Annotated in this window: 24 protein-coding genes; 14 read left to right on the top strand and 10 right to left on the bottom strand. The window is 68.7% G+C overall.

The window, feature by feature from the left end; translation table 11 throughout:
* Positions 1–13 precede the first annotated feature (13 nt).
* The 5 genes from sctV to PIJ50_RS12115 all read right to left on the bottom strand — a co-directional run bounded on the left by sctV (position 14) and on the right by PIJ50_RS12115 (position 3,981).
* A complete protein-coding gene (sctV, locus tag PIJ50_RS12135) occupies positions 14–2,134 on the bottom strand; it encodes a type III secretion system export apparatus subunit SctV (RefSeq protein WP_271975619.1) in 2,121 nt (706 codons plus the stop codon).
* A complete protein-coding gene (sctY, locus tag PIJ50_RS12130) occupies positions 2,131–2,466 on the bottom strand; it encodes a type III secretion apparatus assembly chaperone SctY (RefSeq protein ID WP_271975617.1) in 336 nt (111 codons plus the stop codon). The genes sctV and sctY overlap by 4 nt, the downstream gene beginning before the upstream one ends.
* Entirely contained in the window at positions 2,463–2,837 is a 375-nt protein-coding gene (locus tag PIJ50_RS12125) for a hypothetical protein (protein ID WP_271975615.1), read from the bottom strand. The genes sctY and PIJ50_RS12125 overlap by 4 nt, the downstream gene beginning before the upstream one ends.
* Before the next feature lie 16 nt (positions 2,838–2,853).
* On the bottom strand, positions 2,854–3,750 hold the full coding sequence (locus PIJ50_RS12120; RefSeq protein ID WP_271975614.1) for a SctD/MshK family protein: 897 nt from the start codon (positions 3,748–3,750) through the stop codon (positions 2,854–2,856).
* A gap of 66 nt (positions 3,751–3,816) precedes the next feature.
* Entirely contained in the window at positions 3,817–3,981 is a 165-nt protein-coding gene (locus PIJ50_RS12115; RefSeq protein ID WP_271975612.1) for a hypothetical protein, read from the bottom strand.
* Positions 3,982–4,194: 213 nt separating this feature from the next.
* On the opposite strand from PIJ50_RS12115, the gene PIJ50_RS12110 reads away from it, so the two are divergent.
* The 12 genes from PIJ50_RS12110 to sctT are packed head-to-tail and all read left to right on the top strand — an operon-like array spanning position 4,195 to position 11,774.
* Positions 4,195–4,815, top strand: coding sequence for a hypothetical protein (locus tag PIJ50_RS12110; RefSeq protein WP_271975610.1), 621 nt, complete (start codon positions 4,195–4,197; stop codon positions 4,813–4,815).
* Between the two features lie 12 nt (positions 4,816–4,827).
* Positions 4,828–5,040 carry a hypothetical protein gene (locus PIJ50_RS12105; protein ID WP_271975608.1) on the top strand — a complete coding sequence of 71 codons (213 nt, stop codon included), beginning with the start codon at positions 4,828–4,830 and terminating at the stop codon, positions 5,038–5,040.
* Between the two features lie 49 nt (positions 5,041–5,089).
* Entirely contained in the window at positions 5,090–5,518 is a 429-nt protein-coding gene (locus tag PIJ50_RS12100; RefSeq protein ID WP_271975606.1) for a hypothetical protein, read from the top strand.
* Positions 5,515–6,282 (top strand): type III secretion system inner membrane ring lipoprotein SctJ, encoded by a 768-nt coding sequence (sctJ, locus tag PIJ50_RS12095; protein ID WP_271975604.1) that lies wholly within the window; start codon positions 5,515–5,517, stop codon positions 6,280–6,282. The genes PIJ50_RS12100 and sctJ overlap by 4 nt, the downstream gene beginning before the upstream one ends.
* Positions 6,279–6,800, top strand: a complete 522-nt coding sequence (locus tag PIJ50_RS12090; RefSeq protein WP_271975601.1) for a hypothetical protein — start codon at positions 6,279–6,281, stop codon at positions 6,798–6,800. Before sctJ ends, PIJ50_RS12090 begins: the two co-directional genes overlap by 4 nt.
* Positions 6,800–7,369, top strand: coding sequence for a hypothetical protein (locus tag PIJ50_RS12085; protein ID WP_271975599.1), 570 nt, complete (start codon positions 6,800–6,802; stop codon positions 7,367–7,369). Before PIJ50_RS12090 ends, PIJ50_RS12085 begins: the two co-directional genes overlap by 1 nt.
* On the top strand, positions 7,362–8,675 hold the full coding sequence (locus PIJ50_RS12080; RefSeq protein ID WP_271975597.1) for a FliI/YscN family ATPase: 1,314 nt from the start codon (positions 7,362–7,364) through the stop codon (positions 8,673–8,675). The genes PIJ50_RS12085 and PIJ50_RS12080 overlap by 8 nt, the downstream gene beginning before the upstream one ends.
* Positions 8,672–9,133, top strand: coding sequence for a hypothetical protein (locus tag PIJ50_RS12075; protein WP_271975595.1), 462 nt, complete (start codon positions 8,672–8,674; stop codon positions 9,131–9,133). The genes PIJ50_RS12080 and PIJ50_RS12075 overlap by 4 nt, the downstream gene beginning before the upstream one ends.
* On the top strand, positions 9,130–10,035 hold the full coding sequence (locus tag PIJ50_RS12070) for a FliM/FliN family flagellar motor switch protein (protein ID WP_271975593.1): 906 nt from the start codon (positions 9,130–9,132) through the stop codon (positions 10,033–10,035). Before PIJ50_RS12075 ends, PIJ50_RS12070 begins: the two co-directional genes overlap by 4 nt.
* Entirely contained in the window at positions 10,032–10,688 is a 657-nt protein-coding gene (gene sctR / locus PIJ50_RS12065) for a type III secretion system export apparatus subunit SctR (RefSeq protein WP_271975592.1), read from the top strand. Before PIJ50_RS12070 ends, sctR begins: the two co-directional genes overlap by 4 nt.
* Positions 10,689–10,691: 3 nt before the next feature.
* Positions 10,692–10,961, top strand: a complete 270-nt coding sequence (locus PIJ50_RS12060) for an EscS/YscS/HrcS family type III secretion system export apparatus protein (RefSeq protein ID WP_271975590.1) — start codon at positions 10,692–10,694, stop codon at positions 10,959–10,961.
* The gene (gene sctT, locus PIJ50_RS12055) at positions 10,962–11,774 is read left to right on the top strand and encodes a type III secretion system export apparatus subunit SctT (protein WP_271975588.1); all 813 of its coding nucleotides are present in this window, start codon (positions 10,962–10,964) and stop codon (positions 11,772–11,774) included.
* Here the strand turns inward: sctT and PIJ50_RS12050 are convergent, their stop codons facing one another.
* A complete protein-coding gene (locus PIJ50_RS12050; protein ID WP_271975586.1) occupies positions 11,775–12,239 on the bottom strand; it encodes a hypothetical protein in 465 nt (154 codons plus the stop codon).
* A gap of 701 nt (positions 12,240–12,940) precedes the next feature.
* Entirely contained in the window at positions 12,941–13,846 is a 906-nt protein-coding gene (locus PIJ50_RS12045) for a LysR family transcriptional regulator (RefSeq protein WP_271975584.1), read from the bottom strand.
* Positions 13,847–13,908: 62 nt separating this feature from the next.
* Between PIJ50_RS12045 and PIJ50_RS12040 the strand changes: the two genes are divergently transcribed.
* A complete protein-coding gene (locus PIJ50_RS12040; protein WP_271975582.1) occupies positions 13,909–16,701 on the top strand; it encodes an FAD-binding and (Fe-S)-binding domain-containing protein in 2,793 nt (930 codons plus the stop codon).
* Positions 16,702–16,769: 68 nt separating this feature from the next.
* Positions 16,770–17,930, top strand: coding sequence for a LysR family transcriptional regulator (locus PIJ50_RS12035; protein WP_271975581.1), 1,161 nt, complete (start codon positions 16,770–16,772; stop codon positions 17,928–17,930).
* Here PIJ50_RS12035 and PIJ50_RS12030 read toward each other — a convergent pair.
* The 3 genes from PIJ50_RS12030 to PIJ50_RS12020 form a co-directional block, all read right to left on the bottom strand.
* On the bottom strand, positions 17,918–18,796 hold the full coding sequence (locus PIJ50_RS12030; protein ID WP_271975580.1) for an NAD(P)-dependent oxidoreductase: 879 nt from the start codon (positions 18,794–18,796) through the stop codon (positions 17,918–17,920). The two genes, PIJ50_RS12035 and PIJ50_RS12030, sit on opposite strands and share 13 nt — an antisense overlap.
* A gap of 611 nt (positions 18,797–19,407) precedes the next feature.
* On the bottom strand, positions 19,408–19,878 hold the full coding sequence (locus PIJ50_RS12025) for a tripartite tricarboxylate transporter TctB family protein (protein WP_271975578.1): 471 nt from the start codon (positions 19,876–19,878) through the stop codon (positions 19,408–19,410).
* Positions 19,875–20,864, bottom strand: a complete 990-nt coding sequence (locus PIJ50_RS12020) for a Bug family tripartite tricarboxylate transporter substrate binding protein (protein WP_271975577.1) — start codon at positions 20,862–20,864, stop codon at positions 19,875–19,877. The genes PIJ50_RS12025 and PIJ50_RS12020 overlap by 4 nt, the downstream gene beginning before the upstream one ends.
* Positions 20,865–20,876: the final 12 nt, after the last annotated feature.

Below are 20,876 nucleotides of genomic sequence, written 5' to 3'. Positions count from 1 at the left end.
TCGTCCTTTTGGTTCAGGCGGGGTCGGCCGCGCGGGACAGGGGCGCGGGGCGCCGCTGCGCGCCCATCGTCACCGGCTGAAGCGATTGCACGGAATAGTCGGCGGCGATTTCCTGATAGGACAGCACCGGCATCTCGATCCCGTGGCGAAGAAGGAAGTGGCGCAACACGAAGCGCAGGTCCATCGCGGTCAAAAGAACGGGCCGCGCCTCGCCCTCGTCGCGGCGCAACTGCTCCAGCAACTGGCGCGAGGCGGCGTCGCCCAGCAGCAGGCTGGGGCCGAGGCCGGTCTGCTTGACCGATCCGCGCAGCGTCTCCTCGGCCGGGCGGGTGGTGACATAGGCCGCCAGCACCCGGTTCATCTGCGCGTGGCGGTGGCAGATCTGGCGGGCCAGCGCCGCGCGCACGCGTTCGGTCAGGGACAGGGTGTCGGCGTCGCGCGGGGCCCATTCGATCAGCGCTTCCAGGATGGCGCGCATGTTGGCGATGGGCACGTCCTCCTCCACCAGCCGGCGCAGGATGTCGGACAGGCGGTTCAGGGGCACGACGCGGTTCATCTCGCGCACCAGCTCGCCGTATTCCGCTTCCATCCGCGTCAGCAATTCGCGCGTTTCCTGAATGCCGATGAAGTTCGCGGCATAGCGGCGCAGCGACTGGCCAAGGCAGCGGGTCAGAACCTCGGGCTGCGAAAGGACGCCGACGCCGGCCTCCTCCAGCGCGGGAAGATGGTCGTCGGCCACCCAGACGGTGCGCGCCTGACCGGCCATTGCGGGGCCCTGCCGCCACGGGACGCGCATCATGTCCAGATGCATCGTCTCATCGTTCAGCAGCAACATGCCCTGCGGCAGGTCGCCTTCGCCGATGGGCACGCCGTCAAGGTCGATCTGGAAACGTTCGGCCGCCAGCGACGGGTTCATCCGCAGCTCCACCGCCGGGAAATCGAGGCCGAGGTCGGCCTGAAGATCGGCGCGCAGGTCGTTGGTGTCGCGGCGGAAACGGTCGGACCAAATGGTGCGGGCCAGCGACGGGCCGATCTGCACCACCACCTTGTGGCGCATGGAACCGTCGGACACGATCACGTCCTGCACCGGCTCCTCGGCCGATTCCTCGACCTCGGCCAGGGGGGGTGCGGCCTCGGTGGTGGCGACGGCCTTGCGGCGGCGCACGATGCCGAAGGCCAGCCCGCCGAACAGCGCGGCCAGCGCAAGGAAGATCAGCGTCGGAAAGCCCGGCACCAGCGCGGCCCCGCCCAGCACCACGGCGGCCAGAACCAGCGGCCGCTCGCTGGAGCCGAGCTGCTGCATGATCTCCGTCCCCAGATCGCGGTCGGAATCGCTCGCGACCCGCGTGACCACCGTGCCCGCGGCGAGGGAGATCATCAGCGACGGGATCTGCGCGATCAGCCCGTCGCCCACCGTCAGCAGGGAATAGGTGTGGCCCGCGTCGGCAAAGGTCATCCCGTGATTGACCATGCCCACGACCAGCCCGCCGATCAGGTTGACGAACACGATGATCAGGCCGGTGATCGCGTCGCCCTTCACGAACTTCATCGCGCCGTCCATCGCGCCGTAAAGCTGACTTTCGCGCTCCAGCCGCGACCGGCGCAGGCGCGCCTCCGCCGTGTCGATGTCCCCGTTGCGCAGGTCGTTGTCGATCGACATCTGCTTGCCCGGCATGGCGTCCAGCGTGAAGCGGGCCGCGACCTCGGCCACACGCTCCGCCCCCTTGGTGATGACGATGAACTGCGCCGCAGTGATGATCAGGAACACCACGAGGCCGACGATGATCTGCCCGCCGATCACGAATTCGCCGAAGGTCTGCACGATGGATCCCGCATCCGCCTGCAGCAGGATCAGCCGCGTCGTGGTGATGGACAGCGCAAGGCGGAACAGCGTCGCCAGCAGGATGATCGGCGGCAGGGTGGAGAATTCGGCCGGCCGCCCGATGTAGAAGGCCACCACCAGCACCAGAAGGCTGAGCGCGATGTTGATCGCGATCAGCGCGTCCACCAACAGCGTGGGCAGCGGGATGATCATCATCACCATCGCCAGCATCATGAAGGTGGCCACGATGATGTCCGACCGGCCCGAGGCCGCCCGCGCCAGCGCCGTCAGGGGACCAAGCACGCGGTTCATGCCGCGCCCCGCGTGGCCACGTAGTCGTTGAAGCAGCGCCGCGCCTCGTCCTCGCTTCCCAGCATCCACAGGGCGCGGGCGCGCAGCAGAAGCGCGGCCTGCCCGTGATCGGGTTCCAGTTCCGCCAGCCGGTCCAGCGCCGACAGCGCGCGCTGCGAGGATCCGTTCTCGATCAGGGCCGCCGTCAGGGTGCGCAGGATGCCGCCGCTGTCCGGCTCCATCTGGTTGGCCAGAAGCAGAAGGACCAGCGCCCGCCGCCCCTGCCCGGCGCGCAGGTAAAGATAGCCCAGCGAATGGAGGAGATCGGCCGAATCGGTGCGCTTGCCGCTCATGGGGTGCCTTCGCCGATGCGGTCCTGGATCTCGCGCTGGTTCGCGATCTCCTCCTCCAGCATCGCTTGGGTGATGGCCAGCACGTCCTCGGTCATGTCCAGCCGGGGCAGGATTTCTCCGATCACATGGGCCAGCAGGTCCGTCATGCGGCCCGAGGCGAAGATGCCGGGATCGCCGACCTCTGGCATGGTCAGGGCCTCGATCTCGTCCCGCAGCGAACGACCGGAGGTGGTCCGCCGGCGCTGGCGCAGGATGCTTTCGAAGGTGGCGATCTGGGCGCGCGTGACCGGATCTGCGCCCTGCCCCGCGGAAACGAGGGCGCTGTCAAGGCGATGCCGCTCGACGGGGCCGTGACGGGAAATCCGGCTCATGCGGAAAGTCTGGTGGTCATAGGGTCAGCGCGAAGTCCGTGCCATTGCGCGAAACGGTGATGCGGCCGGGCTCGATCGTCTTCAGCATCCAGCCGTCCTGAAGCGAGGCGCCGGGATAGCGGCGCTCTCCCCGCGCGTCGATCACGTAGGGGTCCGCGCCGAACCACACCGCCTGGAACGAGAAGTCGGGCGTCGCGGCGGGGGCGGCGGCGGTCACGCGGCTGGTCAGGACGTAGCGCGCGCCATAGGTGCGGTCGAACCAGCGCTGCACCTCCTGCCAGCCCGGGCGGTCGGCTTCGGCCAGAGCGCCATGCACTTCGACATGGCTGCCCGATCCGGTGACGGTCAGGCCGGGAAGGCCGGCCTCGGCCAGTTGGGCGCGCAGCGCGTCGGGAACGGGGCTGTCGGCCGGGGCTGTCACAGGGGGCACGGGCGGCAGGGAATGGGCCATGGGGCGTTCGGGCGCGCCCGAGGATTGCGAGGACAGAAGGATCACGCCGACCACGCCCGCCAGCGTCAACCCGCCAATGGGCAGCCAGCGGGCCAGAAGCCCGGCGGGCCGGGTGTCGCGGCGGATCTGAAGGCGCGCCTCGCCCAGAGTCAGCGTCACGGGAAGAAGGGTGCGGCAGCCATGGCCTTGGGGCACGGGCTCGCGCCCCTCGATCCCGACCTCGCCGCCGATGGCGTCAATGGCCACCTGGCGGCCATAGAAGCGCAGGCGCAGGTGGTCGGGGGCTACGCGCGGATCGGCCAGCACCACGTCGCAATGGCTTGCAGCGCCGATGGTGCAGCCTTCGGGCGCGATGGCGGCGTCCACCCCCTGATGCAGACCGCCCAGCACCGACAGGATCAGCCCGCCGGGTGCCGCGGGCAGCGGCAGACGGGTCGGGGCGGCGGTTGCGGGGGTCATCATGGGGGACACCTTGGAATGTCACGGGGTCGGCGCAGGCGGAACCGAAGCCCGCCTGCGCCTGAAGGATCAGTTCTGCGGACGCTGTTTCGTGGCGTCGAGCTCGGTCTTCTTCTCGGTCGTGATCTCGGTGATCTTTGCCGATTTCTCGATGGCGGCGTCGAACGCGGCCTCCATCTTCGCGATCGCGGCGTCGGAGCTGCTGGAGGTCGTGGGGGTGACGGCGTCGGCCATGGGGAAACTCCTTGATTCGGTTCGGTCGTACTGCGTTGAGGGCGGGGCCTTTTGGCCGGAAGCCCGGACGAACCACGCGTTTTCGCAGTCGTCGGATGCTAAACAACCCGTTAACTGTAACATCCCTGCGACAGTTTCCGGGCTGTCGGCGGAAACCTGCAAAAAGGTTAACCTGTCATAATTTCGTGCAAATTTCGGTGTTGAAGGGGGACCATGACCTTGTGGCCACCCTTCTCCTTCCGGCTGTCGGCCCTGGCCTGCGCGCTGTGCGCGGCGGGGCTGTCGCCGGCCGCCGCCGCTATCCCGCCCTGGGCCGGGCTGCCCTACGACTATGTCGTGCTGGATCAGGACATCCGCACCGCGCTGACCGAATTCGGCCGGAACATGGGCGTGGCCGTGGCGCTGACGGACGGCGTGAAGGGCCGCGTGCACGGGCGGATCGAGGCGCCGAACGCCGTCGGCTTCCTGGACGCCATTGCGAACGCCAACGGCCTTGTCTGGTATTACGACGGCGCCGTGCTGAACGTCAGTGCCGCATCCGAATACGCCACCCGCACCCTGTCCTCCGGCCGAATGACCGGCGCCGCCGTCACGCGCGAGATGGAGGGGATGGGCCTTGCCGATCCGCGATTTGGCCTGCGCGGATCGGAGGACGGGCGCATGATCCTCGTGTCCGGCCCGCCCGCCTATGTCGCGATGGTGGAGGCGTTCGTGCGCGACATGCAGCCCGCCGAAGGCCCCGTCGGCGACGATCCGCGCGTCCGCGTCTATCGCGGCGGCAAGGGCGTGGAGGATGTGGCCACCCTGACCACCCAAGACGACCCCCAACCCTGAAGGAGAGACACCATGGCGACCACCCCGATCAGCGGCAGCGACTCCACCACCCCGGCCACCAATGACGAGGCGCAGTTCAACGCCGCAGTCGACAACGCCCAGAACGGCGGCATGACGCCGGAGCTGGAGGAGATGATGGTCTCCGGCGCCATCTCCATCGGCGGGCAGATGATCATCATGCCGCGCGCCAACGACATCCTGAACGAGGCGATGTCGGACGAATGATCCCGAGGCGGGGGGCCGGCGCCCCCCGCATCCCAGCCCGGAGAACACCATGAGCATCGACGCCGCGGCCGCCGCCGCACCCATTCAGGTTGACGGACAGGCCAACGCGCAGAACCTGTTCGAACACGCCGCGGCCCATGCCAAGGGCCTGCCCGAAAGCGCAAGCCCCGGCCAGCTCGGCTCCGAGGTGATGCAGGGGTTGCAAGGGTATGCCGAACGCAGCACGTCGCTGGCCGAACGGGCCGGACGGCTGACGGGCGGCGTGCCCGAGGCACCGGGATCGTCGCTGGTCAGCCTCTCGTCTGACCCCGGGGCGATGCCCGCGCCGCCGCAGAAGGCGCCGGTGGACGGCAGCCAGATGGACCGGGCGATCGAATCGCTGGGCATGATGTTCGACCACGCGATCGAAACGCAGCTGGTGGTGCGCGGCGCCACGCAGGTTGCCGGTGCGGCCAACACGTTGCTGCGCGGCCAATGAAACATCGCCTTTGCCTTCTAGCGCTGACCGCCCTTCTGACGCTGGCCGGCTGCAAGGAGGATCTTTACACCAACCTGGACGAGCATGAGGCGAACCTGATCGTCGCCACGCTGGGACAGGAAGGCATTCCCGCCCGCCGTATCCGTCAGGAAGACGGCCAGATGACGGTGACGGTGGACGAGGCGCGCTTCCCCCAAGCCGTGGCCCTGCTGGAGGAGGCGGGCCTGCCGCGGCAGAAGTTCGCCTCCATGGGCGAGGTGTTCAAGCAGGAAGGGCTGGTGTCCACCCCCACGCAGGAACGCGCGCGCATGCTTTACGCCCTGTCCGAGGAGCTGTCGCGCACGGTGTCGGAGATCGACGGCATCCTGTCGGCCCGCGTCCACATCGTGCTGCCCGACAACGATCCGCTGCGCAGCGATCTTCAGCCTTCCTCGGCCTCGGTCTTCGTGCGGCACGAGGCGGGGCTGGACGCCGCGGCGCTGATCCCGCGCATCAAGACGCTGGTGGCCAATGGCATCGCGGGGCTGACCTATGATGCGGTGTCGGTTGTCACGGTGGCCGCGCCCCCGCCCCGGACGGACGCGCGCACCCAGCCGATGGTGCAGCTTCTGGGCGTCTGGGTGCTGGAGACGAGCTATGCCCGCGCCGTGACCATTCTGGCGGTGCTGGCCGGGGCTTGCGTGGCACTGGCGGGGCTTCTGGCCTTTGTCCTCTGGCGGCGCAGGACGCAGGTCCGCAACTACCGGCTGGAGGTGCTGGATTGACCGCGATCCACCCGTCCCGCCTGCGCCTGCTGTTCGACCCGCCCTTGCCCGACGCCGTCGCCGCGCGCCTTCGGGCCGAGCCACGCTTTGCGGACCGCATCGCCGCCATGGCCGGTCCCGATCCGCTGGACGGTGCCGATCCCGCCGACCGCGCCCTTCTGGCGATGGGCCGCGAGGGGCTGGAGACGCTGGCCCTGCGCGCCGGTGTCGTCCTGCACGCCCGCGCCCTTCTGCGCGAGATCCGCGGCCCCGTCATCGCCGCCCTCGCCGCGCGGTTCGGAGAAGGGGCGCTGACGGACGCGCGCCGGCATCTGGACCTTTCCCCCGACCGCACCGATCTGGCCGAGCCGGAGCGGATTGCGGCCGACGGCACCGCCTGCCTGTCGGCGTGGCTGGACACCCTGCCGCCCGCCCTGCGCGATCATGCCGCGCTGGCATGGCCCGACAACCTGCCACCGGGCGATGAGGTGACGCGCACCCACGGCCCCGCCATTCTGCGCCGGCTGGCGGAGGCTTGATGACCGACCTGCCCGACCGCCCCCTGTCCCGCATTCTTCGCCCGGCCGAAGCCGAGGCGTGGCAGAACGGATTCGTTTTTCTGGAACGTGCGCGCGCCAAGGCGGAGTCTATCCGCGCCACGGCTGAGGCCGAGGTCGCCGCTGCCCGCGCCCAAGGCCATGCCGAGGGTCGCGCGGCAGGGGAAGCCGAGGCCGCGGGCCTGCTGCTGACCACCCATGCCGGCGTCGATCGCTATCTTGCGGGGATCGAGCCGGGGGTGGCCGACCTCGTCACCTCTATCCTCCGCACGCTGCTGGACGGGCTGGAGGATGCGGAGGCGGTCGCCGCCGCCACCCGCCGCGCCGTTGCCAGCTTCCGCGCCGAAGGGGAGATCACGCTGTCGGTGCCCCTGCCCCTTGTGGCCGAGGTGGAGGCACGGATCGACCTGCCGACGCTGCGGGTGGTGGGCGACCGCCTGCTGACCGGGCGGCAATGCATCCTGACCAGCCCACTCAGCAGCATCGACATCAGCCTGGACGCGCAGCTTGCCGTTCTGCGCGCGGCGATGGGGGCCGCGCCCGATGCGTGACCTGGACGCGATCCTGCCGCGGCTGGCGGGCGCCGCCGCCGCCGCCGACCCCCGCCCCGTTCGCGGCCGCATCCGCGAAATCCGCGGGATCATCGTGCATGCGAGCCTTCCGGCCGCCCGCATCGGCGAGCTGTGCCAGCTGCGCGATCCCGCCAGCGGGCGGCTGGTTCCGGCCGAGGTCATCGGCTTTCAGGACGACCGCGCCGTGCTGACGGCGGTGGGCGACCTTCAGGGCCTGTCCGCCCGGTGCGAGGTGGTGCCCACGGGCCGAAGCCTGCACATCCCCGTGGGCGAGGCGCTTCTGGGCCGGGTCATCGACCCGATGGGGCGGCCGCTGGATGGCGGGGCGCCCCTTATGGGCGATCTTCGCCCTGTGCTGGCCGACCCGCCGCCCGCCCTGTCGCGCGATGTGATCCGCCAGCCGCTGGCGCTGGGTCTGCGCGCCATCGACGGGCTTCTGACGGTGGCGCGGGGGCAGCGCGTCGGCATCTTCGGCGGGCCGGGGGTGGGGAAATCCTCGCTCCTGTCCTCCATCATCGCGGGAACGGAGGCGGATGTCGTCGTTCTTGGCCTTGTGGGCGAACGGGGGCGCGAGGTACGCGAGCTGCTGGAGGGCCACATCCCCCCCGACGCGCGGGCGCGCACGGTGGCGGTCGTCGCCACCTCGGACCGGCCGGCGATCGAGCGGGCGAAGGCCGCCCATGCCGCCACCACCGTGGCCGAGTATTTCCGCGACCGCGGGCGCAACGTGCTGCTGCTGATCGATTCCGTCACGCGCTTTGCCCGCGCCCAGCGCGAGATCGGGTTGGCCGCGGGCGAACCGCCCACCCGCCGGGGCTTTCCGCCGTCGTTCTTCTCCGCGTTGCCGCGGCTTCTGGAGCGGGCGGGCCCGGGCCGCGGCGGGTCGATCACCGGGCTTTACACCGTGCTGACCGAAGGGGATGCGGGCCTTGATCCGGTGGCCGAGGAGGTGATGTCGATCCTGGACGGCCATGTGGTGCTGTCTGCCGAACAGGCGCAGCGCGGCATCTTCCCCGCCATCGACATCCTGCAAAGCCGCAGCCGGCTGATGAACGCCGTGGCCTCTCCGCGTCACCGCGAACTGGCCTCGATCCTCCGCGAAAGCCTTGCCGCGCATGAGGAGGTGAAGCTGCTGCTGCGGATCGGCGAATACGCCGCCGGAAGCGACCCTGCGATCGACGCGGCCATCGCCCGACAGCCCGCGATCGAGGCGTTTCTACGGCAGGCCGCGCCCGAAGGCAGCATCGCCGAAGCGGTCGCCCGGATGGAGGAGATCTGCGCATGACCAGCGACCTTGACCGCTTGCGCGCGCTGCGGGCCCTGCGCGAACGCCGCGCCGAAGCTGCCGCCGCCGGGGCGCGCGCCCGTGCCGCCGCCGCCGCCGCCGCCGAGGCCCGCGCCCGCAACGCCATCCGGGCCCATGACGAGGCCGAGGCCGCGCGCGACGCCATGGCCCATGACGCGCTTCTGTCCCGCGGCTTTTCCCACGCGGATCTGCTGGAGGCGGAAGCCCGCGCCCAGCACGCGGCGCAGGGCCGCGACGGGCTGACGCGGGGGCTGGCCGAAGCCGCCGCCGCCTTTACTCATGCCCACGAACAGCAGCGCGAAGCCGAAGACGTCCTGCACCGCGCCGCCCGCCGCCACGCCGCCATCGGCACGCTGGCGGACCGGACGGACGCCGCCGCCCGCCGCCGGACCGAAGCGCTGTCCGACACCGAATCCGAGGATGACGCCGCCCGATGATGGAGCTTTCGCCCACCCTGCGGCTGCTGGCCGACCGGCTGGCGCCGGCCCCCGACCTCGATCCGCTGCACCGCCTTCTGGCGCCCCGCGCGCCTTTGGCGCTGCGCCTTGGCGGCCGGGACGTCACCCTGTCGGTGGCTGCGGGGGCGGATACGGGCGGCACGGCCTTTCGCATCGGCGGCAGCGTCCTGCACCTGCCGGGCCCCCTGATCGAATGGCTACTTCAGCCGCTGAAACTGGAGGCCGTGCCGGAAGACCCGGCACATCAGGCGATGCTTCTGGAACTGGCGGTGCTGGACCTTCTGCCCGCGCTGGAAGACAGCCTCGGGCCGCTGCGGCTGGAACCGGTAAACGCACCGCCGCCGACCCTGACGCTGGTGCTGGGCACCGTGGGCAAGACCTTCACCGCCGGCCTGACGCCGGATGCGGAGCTTGCGGACCATCTTGACGCCCTGTCCCCCCCGCACGGCCCCGACCTGACCGCCCTGCCCGTGGGCATGGCGATCCGGCTGGGCCGTCAGGTCCTGACGCGGGACGAGGCGGCCTCCCTCCGCCCCGGCGACATCGTGATGCTGGAACCCGGCCCCCCGCTTGCCGTGGCGGAAGGCGAGTTCGGGGCCGCGCTGGACCTTGAGCCGCAGGGTGCGATCCTCCGCTCCGAGCTTTTGCCGTTGCCCCTGCGCGAGGCGGGCGAGGGCATGATCGACGTCACCGCGGAACTGGCGCGCACGACGCTGACCTTTGGCGCGCTGGCGGCCCTGAAACCCGGCGACATCCTGCCCGTAGCGGCTTTTGGCGCGGCCGACCTTCGCCTAGGCGGCACCCTTGCCGGCCGGGGGGAGCGGGTGACGCTGGGCACCGGCACCGGCCTGCGCATCCTTTACCTTTCCGGAACATCATGACCGAATTCCAACCGAACCTTCTGGCCATCATCATCGTCATCTCCACCATCGGCCTCTTGCCGCTGGCGATCGTGACGATGACGGGGTTCCTCAAGATCTCGGTCGTGCTGTTCCTGATCCGGAACGCTTTGGGGGTGCAGGCTTCGCCGCCGAACCTCGTCCTCTACGGCATCGCGCTGATCCTGACTGTCTATGTCACGACGCCGCTGGTCGGGAACATGTACCGCGAGCTCGAAACCCACCCGGTGCAGATCGAGACGGTGGAGGGCATCCAGAGCGCGGCCGAAACGCTGGCCGGGCCCCTGCGCGACTACCTCAGCCGCTTTGCCGAGGAGCGGGAGCGGCAGTTCTTCATGGACGCCTCCTCCTCCGTCTGGTCGGAAGAGGCGCGGGCCACGCTGAAATCGGACGACCTGATCGTGCTGATCCCGGCCTTCGTCGCCTCCGAACTGACCCGCGCGTTCGAGATCGGGTTCCTCCTCTACATCCCGTTTCTGGTTGTGGACCTCATCGTGGCCAACGTCCTGATGGCGATGGGGATGATGATGGTGTCGCCGACCCTGATCTCCATCCCGCTGAAGATCTTCCTGTTTGTCGCGGTGGAGGGCTGGTCGCGCCTGATGCACGGCCTGATCCTGAGTTACGGGGGCTGAACCGTGGGCAACGAGGTCTTTCTGGCCGAGATGAACCGCGCGCTGATCGTGGTGCTGATGGTGTCGGCGCCCGCGCTGGTGGTGGCCATCGTCATCGGCGTGATCGTGGGCCTGTTGCAGGCGCTGACGCAGATCCAGGACCAGACGCTGCCGCAGGCGGTGAAGCTGATCGCGGTGATGCTGGTCCTGCTGCTGGTGGGCGGGCTGATGGCGGTGCAGGTCGGCAACCTTGCTGGGCGGATGCTGGACAGCTTTCCCATGCTGACGCGGTAGATGGACCTGACCGCCGTCACCACGGCCCTGACCGGGCTGACCTATCCCCTGCTGGTGGCGACTTCGGTCGCGATGGCGCGGGCCATGGGGATGATCATGCTGACGCCGGCCTTCACGCGGCTGGGCCTGACGGGGATGATCCGCTCGGCGGTGGCCTTCGCCATCTCCCTGCCCGTCGTGCCGGGGCTGTTCGTGGACCTGCAGGGGATGGGCACGCCCTCCGTCTTGGGCCTGTCCGGCCTTGTCGCGAAGGAACTGGCGGTGGGAGCGGTGATCGGCCTTATCTTCGGCATCCCCTTCTGGGCGGCCGAGGTGGCGGGAGAGCTGATCGATCTTCAGCGCGGATCGACCATGTCGCAACTGGTGGATCCGCTGTCGGCGGGCGAAAGCTCCGTCACGTCCACCTTCCTCAGCATCGCGATGGTCGCGCTGTTCTTCATGTCGGGCGGGTTTCTGTTCCTGCTGGACGGGCTTTACGGCAGCTACGGGCTGTGGCCGGCCGGCGCGATGATGCCCGTGATGAACGCCGCCACGGCCGAGGCGATGCTGTCGGTGCTGGACCGGATCCTGCAGGTGGGGCTGGTGCTGGTCAGCCCGATCGTCATAGCGATCCTGATCACGGACGTGATGATGGCCTTCCTGTCGCGGATGGCGCCGCAGCTTCACATCTTCGATCTGTCGCTGGCGGTGAAGAACCTGCTCTACTCGGCGCTGATCACGGTCTATGTCGTGTTCCTGACGCCGCTGATGTTCCAGCAGGTGATGGCGCTGGACGGGCGGCTGGAGATGCTCCGCCGCCTCGTCCTGCCGTGATCAGTTCTGCGGGCGCTGCTTGGAGGCGTCGAGTTCGGTCTTCGCCTCGGTCGTCAGTTCCGTGATCTGGGCCGACTTGCCGATGGCGCGATCGAAGGCATCCTCCATTGAGGCGATGGCCGAGATGGCGGTCCCGTCAAGGCCGCCCTTCGCCGCCCAGTCAAAGTTCCAGGTGCCCGACAGGTTGTCGGCGCCCGCCACGTCATGCGTTTCGATCGCGGTGAAGACATCCTCGTGGCGGATCATGTAGGAGGCGGCGGCGGAAACTTCCGACGACACGTCACCGCCCGGGTTGTCGGCCAGCGCCTGAAGCCCGTCCTTCGTGATCGCGCCCTGCCCCGTCTCGTTCATGTAGGAGGAGATGATCTGGCTCGACTTCGCGATGTTCAGGTTCGCCTCGAACTGCGCGTTCTGAGAATCGGAGCCGACGGTCGGTGTGCCACTGGCGGGAAGGGAGATGGACATGATGAATCTCTTGTTAAGGATGGCGCCAAGGTGACGGATCAATGCAACAACGGCATGAAGCGGGCGCAGAGGAGAAAGGTGCCGACGCGGGCTTCAGACACCATTCTGCCTGTCTTCCGGGCCGGAAGATCGACCTGCGATGCAGTGTTACCTGCCCCTGTCCTCATCTGCCGGCGTTCGGAACCCCGGAAATGCAGGAGGCTTAACGCCGTGGGAAGGTGTCGGGAGAGGTAGGATGCCGGGTTGCGGAAGCATGTCTTACAAACTGTTTCCACATGGCTCGTGCCCCGATCCTGTTGGAGCGATAACCACGCTCTGTCAGCATCCAGCCCGTATCGGGCCGGCGGCCGACAACCACTCTGGGTCCGTGTGAACATTGACTGGACCCGCAGCTATAGGGACCCGCCGGCAGGCATTCGGGCGGCCGGGAGTCTCAGTGACGGTGAGGAACAGGATGAGCTTGACGCTCGTCGCGACGCATTGCGTTCCCGTGATCGAAACTACTGCCGTGCCGATTTATGGCAACGGGCCTCGCGAAATACCTCACCCGGGCCCTGCAAAGAACTGGGCTGGTGCCTGCTGATCACCAGCGATCTTTACCGTGGCCATGATGCACGCGTTGGTCTGGCGCGCCCGGACCATCGGCAAGATGAAGCGGGTGGACTTGGGGAGCAGCTGTTGAACCCGCACTCGCGCCGCGATCAGCCCAACTGATCCTTCAGGCGGTCCAGAAAGGCCGCCGCCACGGGCGAGGGCGGACGCCGTGCCGGTTCCAGCAGATAAAGCGTACGCCACAGGTCCAGGTCCCCGATCCGCAGGAACGCGATCCGGGGGTCGCGGAACAGGCTGACCGCGTTCTGCGGCAGCAGCGCCACCCCCATCCCGGCGCGGATCATGCACAGCTGCGCCACGGTGGAATGCGCCGTCAGCCGGGGGTGCAGCGTCGCGTCGGGCAAGCCGCTGCGCGCCAGGATCTGGTGGGTGCCCGTGTCGGGTGCGACCGCGATCAACGGCAGGCTCTCCAGGTCAGCCAGCGTCACCCGCGCCTTTTCCGTCAGCGGGTGGTCGATCCGGCAGGCCAGCCCGAACGGATCGCGCAGGATCGCCCGTTGCCGCAGATCGGGCGAAGGATGGGCGCTACCTGCGACGGCCATGTCCAGCTGCCCATCCGCCACCATGCTCGCCAGCCGTTCGGCGATGTCGTCATGGAGGTGGCAGCGGATCTGCGGCCGCTTGGCCAGAAAGGTCACTAGCAGTGGCGCCAGCAGTTCCGAGATGGCCGAGGGCGAGGTGCCGATCGACAGCGAACCCACCTCCAACCCCGCCGACTGGCGCAGCCGGGTGACCGCGAGGTCAAGGCCGTCCAGATGCGGTTCCGTCTCGGTCAGGAACTGGCGGGCCAGCGGCGTCATGCGGGGCGGGCGCTGCGCCCGGTCGAACAGTGCACCACCCACCGCCTCCTCCATCTGGCGGACAAGCTCCGACAGGGCCGAGGGCACGACGCCAAGACTGGCGGCCGCCGCGCTGAAAGTCCCCTCGCGCGCTATGGCGTGAAGGGCGCGCAGGTGGCGCAGGTTCAAATTCAGGTTTTCTGAATTCAGCTTCATGTCTTTCCGTTTTCGCGAAGTGCGCATCCGTGGTCAACTGCCGGAACGACGGAGGCGCACCCATGCTCGACATTCCCACCGACGGCCCCGCCCGGGCCCTTTCCCTTGCCGGTTTTCGCGGCGACATCGACACCGACAGCGCCCTGCGCGCGGCCATGTCCACCGACAATTCCGTCTACCAGATCACGCCGGACCTGATCGTGGCCCCACGCGACGCGGAAGACCTTCTGACGCTGATGCGCGTGATGGTGAAGTTTCCGGATCTTGCGATCACCGCGCGCGGGGGCGGCACCGGCACGAACGGGCAAAGCCTGAACCGCGGCGTCGTTGTCGACCTGCGCCGCCACATGAACGGACTTTTGGCGGTGGACGTCACGGAAGGCTGGGCCGATGTCCAGCCCGGCCTCGTGCTGGACGACCTGAACGAGCGGCTGCGCCCCACCGGCTGGTTCTTCGCGCCCGAAACCTCCACCTCCAGCCGCTGCACGATCGGGGGGATGGTGTCGACGGACGCCTCGGGCAAGGGCTCGCGCATCTATGGCAAGACCTCGGACAACATCCTAGGACTGGAGGTCGCGCGGCCCGAAGGCCTGCTGGACAGCCTGATCGCGCCGCCCGCTTGGGCCCACGACATGCTGGCCTCCGCCGAAACCGCCGCCCGTCAGGGCCGCGACGCCTTCGTCGCCAACACCCCCCGCCTGAACCGCCGCTTCACCGGATACGATCTGGAACGCGCGTGCCCCCCGGGCGGGGGCTTCGAATGGTGGCGCCTGTTCCTCGGGGCGGAGGGGACGCTTGGCCTCATCACCCGGATCCGCGTGAAGCTGCGCCGGATCGAGAAGGAAAAGCGCCTGATCGTCGCCGGCTTCGACAGCTTCCGCAATGCGCTGGCGGCCGCCTCCCCCCTGATCGCCGCCGGCCCCACGGCGGTGGAGGTGATGGACGAAACCGTGCAGGGCATCGCCGACCGCGCCGGCATCCTGACCCGCCTGCCCCCCGGCCTGCGCGCCGCCCCCGGCCAGCCCGTTGCCTATGTGTTCATCGAACTGAACGGCGACGATCCCGTGCCTCTGGCAGCGAAGCTGGACCATTGCCGCGCGATCCTCGCCACCCTGCCCGGCCTTGGCGCCACCCACACCGCCGCCGACCTGGCCGAGATCCGGGAGCTTTGGGCCGTCCGTTCGGCCGGCGTGGGCCTGCTGGGCAAGGTGGACGGCCCCGCCCGCCCCATCGCCTTCGTGGAGGATACGGTCGTTCCGCCCGAAAACCTGCCCGCCTTTGTCGACGACTTTCTGGGCGTGCTGTCGCAAAACGGCCTCGGCTTCGGGATCTATGGCCATGTGGACGTGGGCTGCCTGCACATCCGCCCCGCCCTGAACATCGACAGCCCCGCCGACCGTGAGCGGCTGGTGGCCGTGTCCGACGCCATCTACGATCTGACGCGCAAGCATGGCGGCATCTTCTGGGGCGAACACGGCAAGGGGGTGCGCGGCGCCTATCTGAAGGACTGGATCGGGCCCGAGGCCTATGCCGCCCTGCAGGGCGTCAAGGCCGCTTTCGATCCCGAAGGGCGGTTCAACCCCGGCAAGCTGGTCAGCAACGCCGCCCCCATCATGGGCATCGCGACCACGCCCTTCCGCGCCTTCAACGCGCCCGAGGGTGATCCCCTGACCCTCGCCTTCCGGTGCAACGGCAACGCCCAGTGCCTCAGCTACGCCCGGACCACGCCGATGTGCCCCAGCTTCAAGGCGACGGGCGACGTGCGCCACAGCCCGAAAGGGCGGGCCGATGCCTTGCGTGCTTGGCACGGGGCGCGCAAGGCCGACGCCCCAGACCTTGCGGCGCGAGAGGCGGACCTGATGGGCGCGCTGGACACCTGCCTTGGCTGCAAGGCCTGCGCGTCGTCCTGCCCCGTGCAGGTGGACATCCCGACCATGCGCAGCGCCTTTTACGCCGACGTCTTCGCCCGGCGGTCCCGCCCCTTGGCCGACCGGCTGACGCTGGCGGCGGAACGGTTCAGCCCGCAGGTCGTCCGCCTGGCCCCGGTGATCGCACCGTTCTGGCCGTTGGCCGCGCGGGTGGGCGAATGGCTGACCGCCACGCGCGACCTGCCACGGGCGCTGGCCCGGACAAAGGCGCGCACCCTGCCGGACACGCTGCCCCCGAACGCCGTCATCCTGGTGCAGGATTGGTTCACCGCGCTTTTCGACGCCGAGGTGCAGACGCAGGTCGCCGCTGGCTTCGCCGCCCTTGGCTATCACCCCGTCCTGCTGCCGATGCGCCCGGCGGGGAAGGCCGCGCTTGGCGCAGGTGACATGGCGGGGTTCCGGCGGATGGCGGGGGCGCTGGCCGAACAGCTGTCCCGCGCCGCGGCGACGGGCGCGCCCCTGATCGCGCTGGACCCGGCGCTGGCGATGATGCTGCGACAGGATTACCCCAAGGCCGGCATCTCCACCCCCAAGGTGCTGCTGCCGCAGGAATTCCTTGCCGCCGAGGCCGCGACCCGATCCTTTCCGCAGGCCCACCACATGACAGAGGCCACGCTCCTCTCCCACTGCACCGAGGTGACGGGCCAGCCCAACGCCGGCGCCTTGTGGGCCGAGGTGTTCGCGGCGGTGGGTCTGCCCCTGTCCACCCCCGCCACGGGCTGCTGCGGCATGGCCGGGCTGTACGGCCATCAGGAGCGTCACCAGCCCTCCTCCCGCACCCTTTTCGACCTGTCATGGCGCGCGCATGTGGAGGGCAGAGGCCCTGTGCTCGCCACCGGCTTTTCCTGCCGCTGTCAGGCAAAACGTCTGGCGGACGTCACCCCCGCCCACCCGCTGGGGCTGATCGCAAAGGCGCTGGCGGGATGAGCCGGGCGCGCCCCGGCTTGTCCGCGCCCCTGCCCGCGCCTAGCCTGCTCGGGAACGGAGGAAGACCCATGCCCGCGAGTATCCGCCACCTGAGGATGTTCATGACGTTGGGGCGCACCAATTCCGTCACGCGCACAGCCGAGATCAACCACGTTTCCCAACCCGCCGTAACGCAGGCGATGGCGAAGCTGACGCGGGAATGCGGCCACGCGTTGTTCCGCCGCAGCCCGCAAGGTCTCTTCCTGACCGAGGCCGGGGAGTTGCTGCATGCGCGCGCCACGCGTGCGCTGCGGATGCTGGACGCGGCCACAACCGACATGCACCACGCGATCCGCGTGCAGGCGACGTGGCAACAGCTGCTCAGCCTCGTCGCGGTGACGGAAACGGAAAGCTTCACCCTTGCCGCCCACCGGCTGGGGCTGGCGCAGCCGACCGTCCACCGCTCCACCACCCTGCTGGAGGAGGCGGCGGGCGCCGTCTTCTTCCAGCGCACCGTGCATGGCATGATCTCCACCCGGCCGGCGCTGCAACTGGCGCAGGCGGCGCGGCTGGCGCTGGCGGAACTGGATCAGGCCGAATCCGACATGGCCACCTTGGACGGACGCGAAGTCGGGCGCATCGTCATCGGCGCGCTGCCCTTGTCGCGGTCGGGCTGGCTGCCGCGCGCGATCCTCGCCTTCCGGAAGCTGCGGCCAAACTTCCCCTTCCATGTCATCGACGGGCGTTATGACGAACTGCTTCTGGGCCTGCGCCGCGGTGAGATCGACATGATGCTGGGCGCGCTGCGCCTGCCCACCCCGATCGAAGACATCGCGCAGGAACGCCTGTTCGACGACGAGGTGGTGGCCGTTGCCCGGCGCGACCATCCGCTGATGGCGCGCGCCAAGGTCGAGTTTCAGGATCTGGTGGCGCATCCATGGGTAATGCCGCGCCGCTCGACCCCTCTGCGCGGGATCCTCGACGCCTTTTTTGCCGAACGTTCGCCGGCCGATGTGATCGAGACGTCGTCCGTCATCATGATGCGCGAAATCCTGCGCGAAAGCGACTACCTCGGCGGCCTGTCCCGCATGCAGGCGGAGGTGGAGGCCGAAGTGCTGTCCATCCTCCCCATCACCCTGCCCAACGCGATGCGTCCCATCGGCGTCACGATCCGCAAGGGGTGGGAGCCGACGCGGGCGCAGCAGGACTTTCTGGACCTGCTGCGCAAGACGGCCGCTCAGCTGGCCTGATCGTCCAGCCGGCCAAGGATGGCATCGGCGCGGTCGGGATAGCTGTCCGCGCCCGCCGGCAAGGTCAGGTCGCCGATGCGCTGTTGCCAGTCCGCCGTGGCGCTCGCCAGCGCGTTGGGCAGACCAAGCTCGGACAGGGTGGCCGCGACCTCGCGCATCTCCGACGCGCGACGGCGGCCATGGACCATCATCCGTTCCAGGTTATAGGCGGCCTGCTTCGGCCAGTCGATATTCGGGTTCGACGCGGTCAGGGAGGTCAGCACCCGGTCCTCGATCCCGGCGCGACGGGCGGCCAGCAGGCACTCGGCGGTCAGGGCTTCCATGCCCTTGATCATGACCGAACGGATCATCTTGATCGCCGATGCCTCGCCGACGCGATCACCCGCGATGCGCGGCTCCATCCCAAGCGCCCGAAGCAGCGCTTCCGCGTCTTCGGCATGGGGGCCGGCGATCAGCAGTGGCGTCTTGTGCATCCTGGGATACACCGGCGCCATGATGGCGACATCGACATAGCGGCCCCCCACCCCTTCGATGATCGCGGCCGACTGGCGCTTGGCACCGGGGGAGCAGCTGTTGCCGTCGAACCAGAAGGCGCCCGCCTCCAGATACGGCGCCGCCTGTTCGGCCGCAAGGACCGCCCGGTCGGCGGTCACGAGGCAGAAGACCGCCTGCGCCCCCGCAAGCGCCCCCACACGGTCCGTCAACGCCACGCCCGCAGCCTCCGCCCGCCCCTGCGGCACGGCGGCCGTGGCGGGATCGTCGCGTTTTTCATCATAAGCACGCAGATGATCCGGGGCGCCGGTGCCCCACCCCTTAGCAAACGCTTCGGCAGCCTCGCCGAAACCGACAAACGCGATGTCCTGCATCGTGGTCTCCTCCCCCTCCGTTGCGGGAACAGGATGAGGGGAAACGGCATAAGCGCAAGCCGGTATAGCCTGCACTTATGGTCCTTCCCGTGGTTCGAAATGCTATCAGCCGGGCCATGGCGTTCGGGATCAGCCGCGTTCTGTGGAACGAGAGTCATGAACAGCTCCACGGGCACCGCGAGAAGGGCATGGCGGCCTTGCACCGTCGTCATCGGCACGACTTCAAGCAACCGGCAACACGCACACGTTCCGCGATAGCGATAACGTTACCATCCCCATTTCGCTCAAAGCGACACCGAACCAAGTCAGGTCAGACCCCAGCGACGTGACGACCGGATGGAGATCACCAGCATCGAAAGGACAATCGCTACCCTTTGAGAGGCAGGGATGATGGCGATCACTGCCCTAAACGTCTGGGCCTCCCGCCCCTCGCCCGGAAAATCCAAATCCGTATCAAGGCCAGAAACAGCTTCGATACATTTGCCCGATCACGATCATGTAGAGCATAGCCAGGATCTTGAGCATGTCCATCACAGCCTTCGCGATCCCTACGCCTGTCGGCTGCGTGTATATGATGGCAGGGCGCACTGTATGGCGCGCCCTACCCGATCTTATGGCAGCGGCAATCCCAGAAGCCGTTCAAACAGCAGCACCGCGATCAGCCAGACCCCGGCCGCCGTGGCCGCGGCGCGGACCAGTCGCCCTCTTCCCGCGAACAACAGCGTGACCACTGCCGCAGCCAGAGCGAGCGCCGGCGCCAAACCCAGCCAAGGCACCACTGCAAGACAGATGGCGAAGATGGCGAAGGCGGCCAGCGCGCGGTGGCTTTCGGTGAATTCGGGCCGCTCCTCGGCAAAGCCTCCGCGCAGGGCGGTCAGCAGGTAGACGGCCGAACAGATGATGCCGAAGATGCCGATCTGCTTGGGCAAGGCACCCGGCCCCACATCGCCCGTGGAATGGCCCGCCGGAAGCGCGAAGGCCAGCACGAGGAACGCGATGCAGCCTGCAAGGCAGATCAGCCCGGTGATCAGGTCGCTGAAGGGGATCCCCCGGTTCGGAGGCACCTCGGGCGCGCCCATCATTGCACAAAGCCTGCGGATTTCAGGAACTCCGCCTGCTCGGCCAGATCCTTCTGGACACGCTCGGTGAATTCGGCCTCGGCCCAGTCGGGGCTGTCCTGGAACTGCTCTTCCTGGAATGTCTTCCATTCCTCCGAGGCGGTCACCGTGTCGATCGCCGCCTGGATCGCATCCACGGCGTCGTCGGGCGTGCCCGCCTTCACCGCGATGCCACGCCAGATCGCGCCCTCGATGTCATAGCCCTGCTCCTTGAAGGTTGGCGCGTCGGGCAGGAAGGGCGAGCGTTCGGCCGTGCTGACGCCCAGCAGGCGGATCTCGCCGCTTTTGACCTGCGACAGGGCGGTGGAGGGCGTCATCATCGCGGCGTCGATGTGATGGCCCAGCAGCGCCAGCGTGACCTTGCCCGACGCGTCATGCGGGATCCATCCGCTTTCGAACCCGCCCTGCTTCATCAGCTGATACAGCATGTACTGATGGAACCCGCCCGAGGAATGGCCGCCGACGCGCAGCTCGTTCGGATGCTCCTTCATGTAGGTCACGAAGTCGTCCACGGTCTGGAACGCGCTGTCGTTCATGACGGCCAGCGAGGACGGCTCGGACTGCATGGCGCGCAGCAGGCGAAGATCCTCCAGCTTGAACGGGATCAGGCCCTGCGCGATCCCGAAGGTCAGCGTGCCGGTCAGCACGAGGATGTTGTAGCCGTCGGCGGGCTGGGTCACGATCTGCGACAGGCCGACGGCGCCGCTTCCGCCGGGACGGTTGTCGACCTTGACGGTCCACCCGGCCTCCCGCTCCAGCAATTCCGCCAGCTTGCGGCCATAGGTGTCAAGCGAGCCGCCCGCCCCCGACCACACGACCAGCGTCACGGGCTTTTCCGGAAATTCCGCCGCCGCGGTTTGCGGCAGGGCCAGCGCGGTGCCCGCCATCAGGCACAGGACCGCCATCGTGCGCCGGATGAACCGGCCCGTGAAGGTCATCTCTCGTTGCATCGTTTTCCTCCC

Origin of the sequence: Falsirhodobacter sp. 20TX0035, assembly GCF_028307215.1 — a bacterium.
In the GTDB taxonomy this organism is placed as follows: domain Bacteria; phylum Pseudomonadota; class Alphaproteobacteria; order Rhodobacterales; family Rhodobacteraceae; genus Falsirhodobacter.
This window is presented reverse-complemented; position numbering and strand designations above follow the sequence as displayed.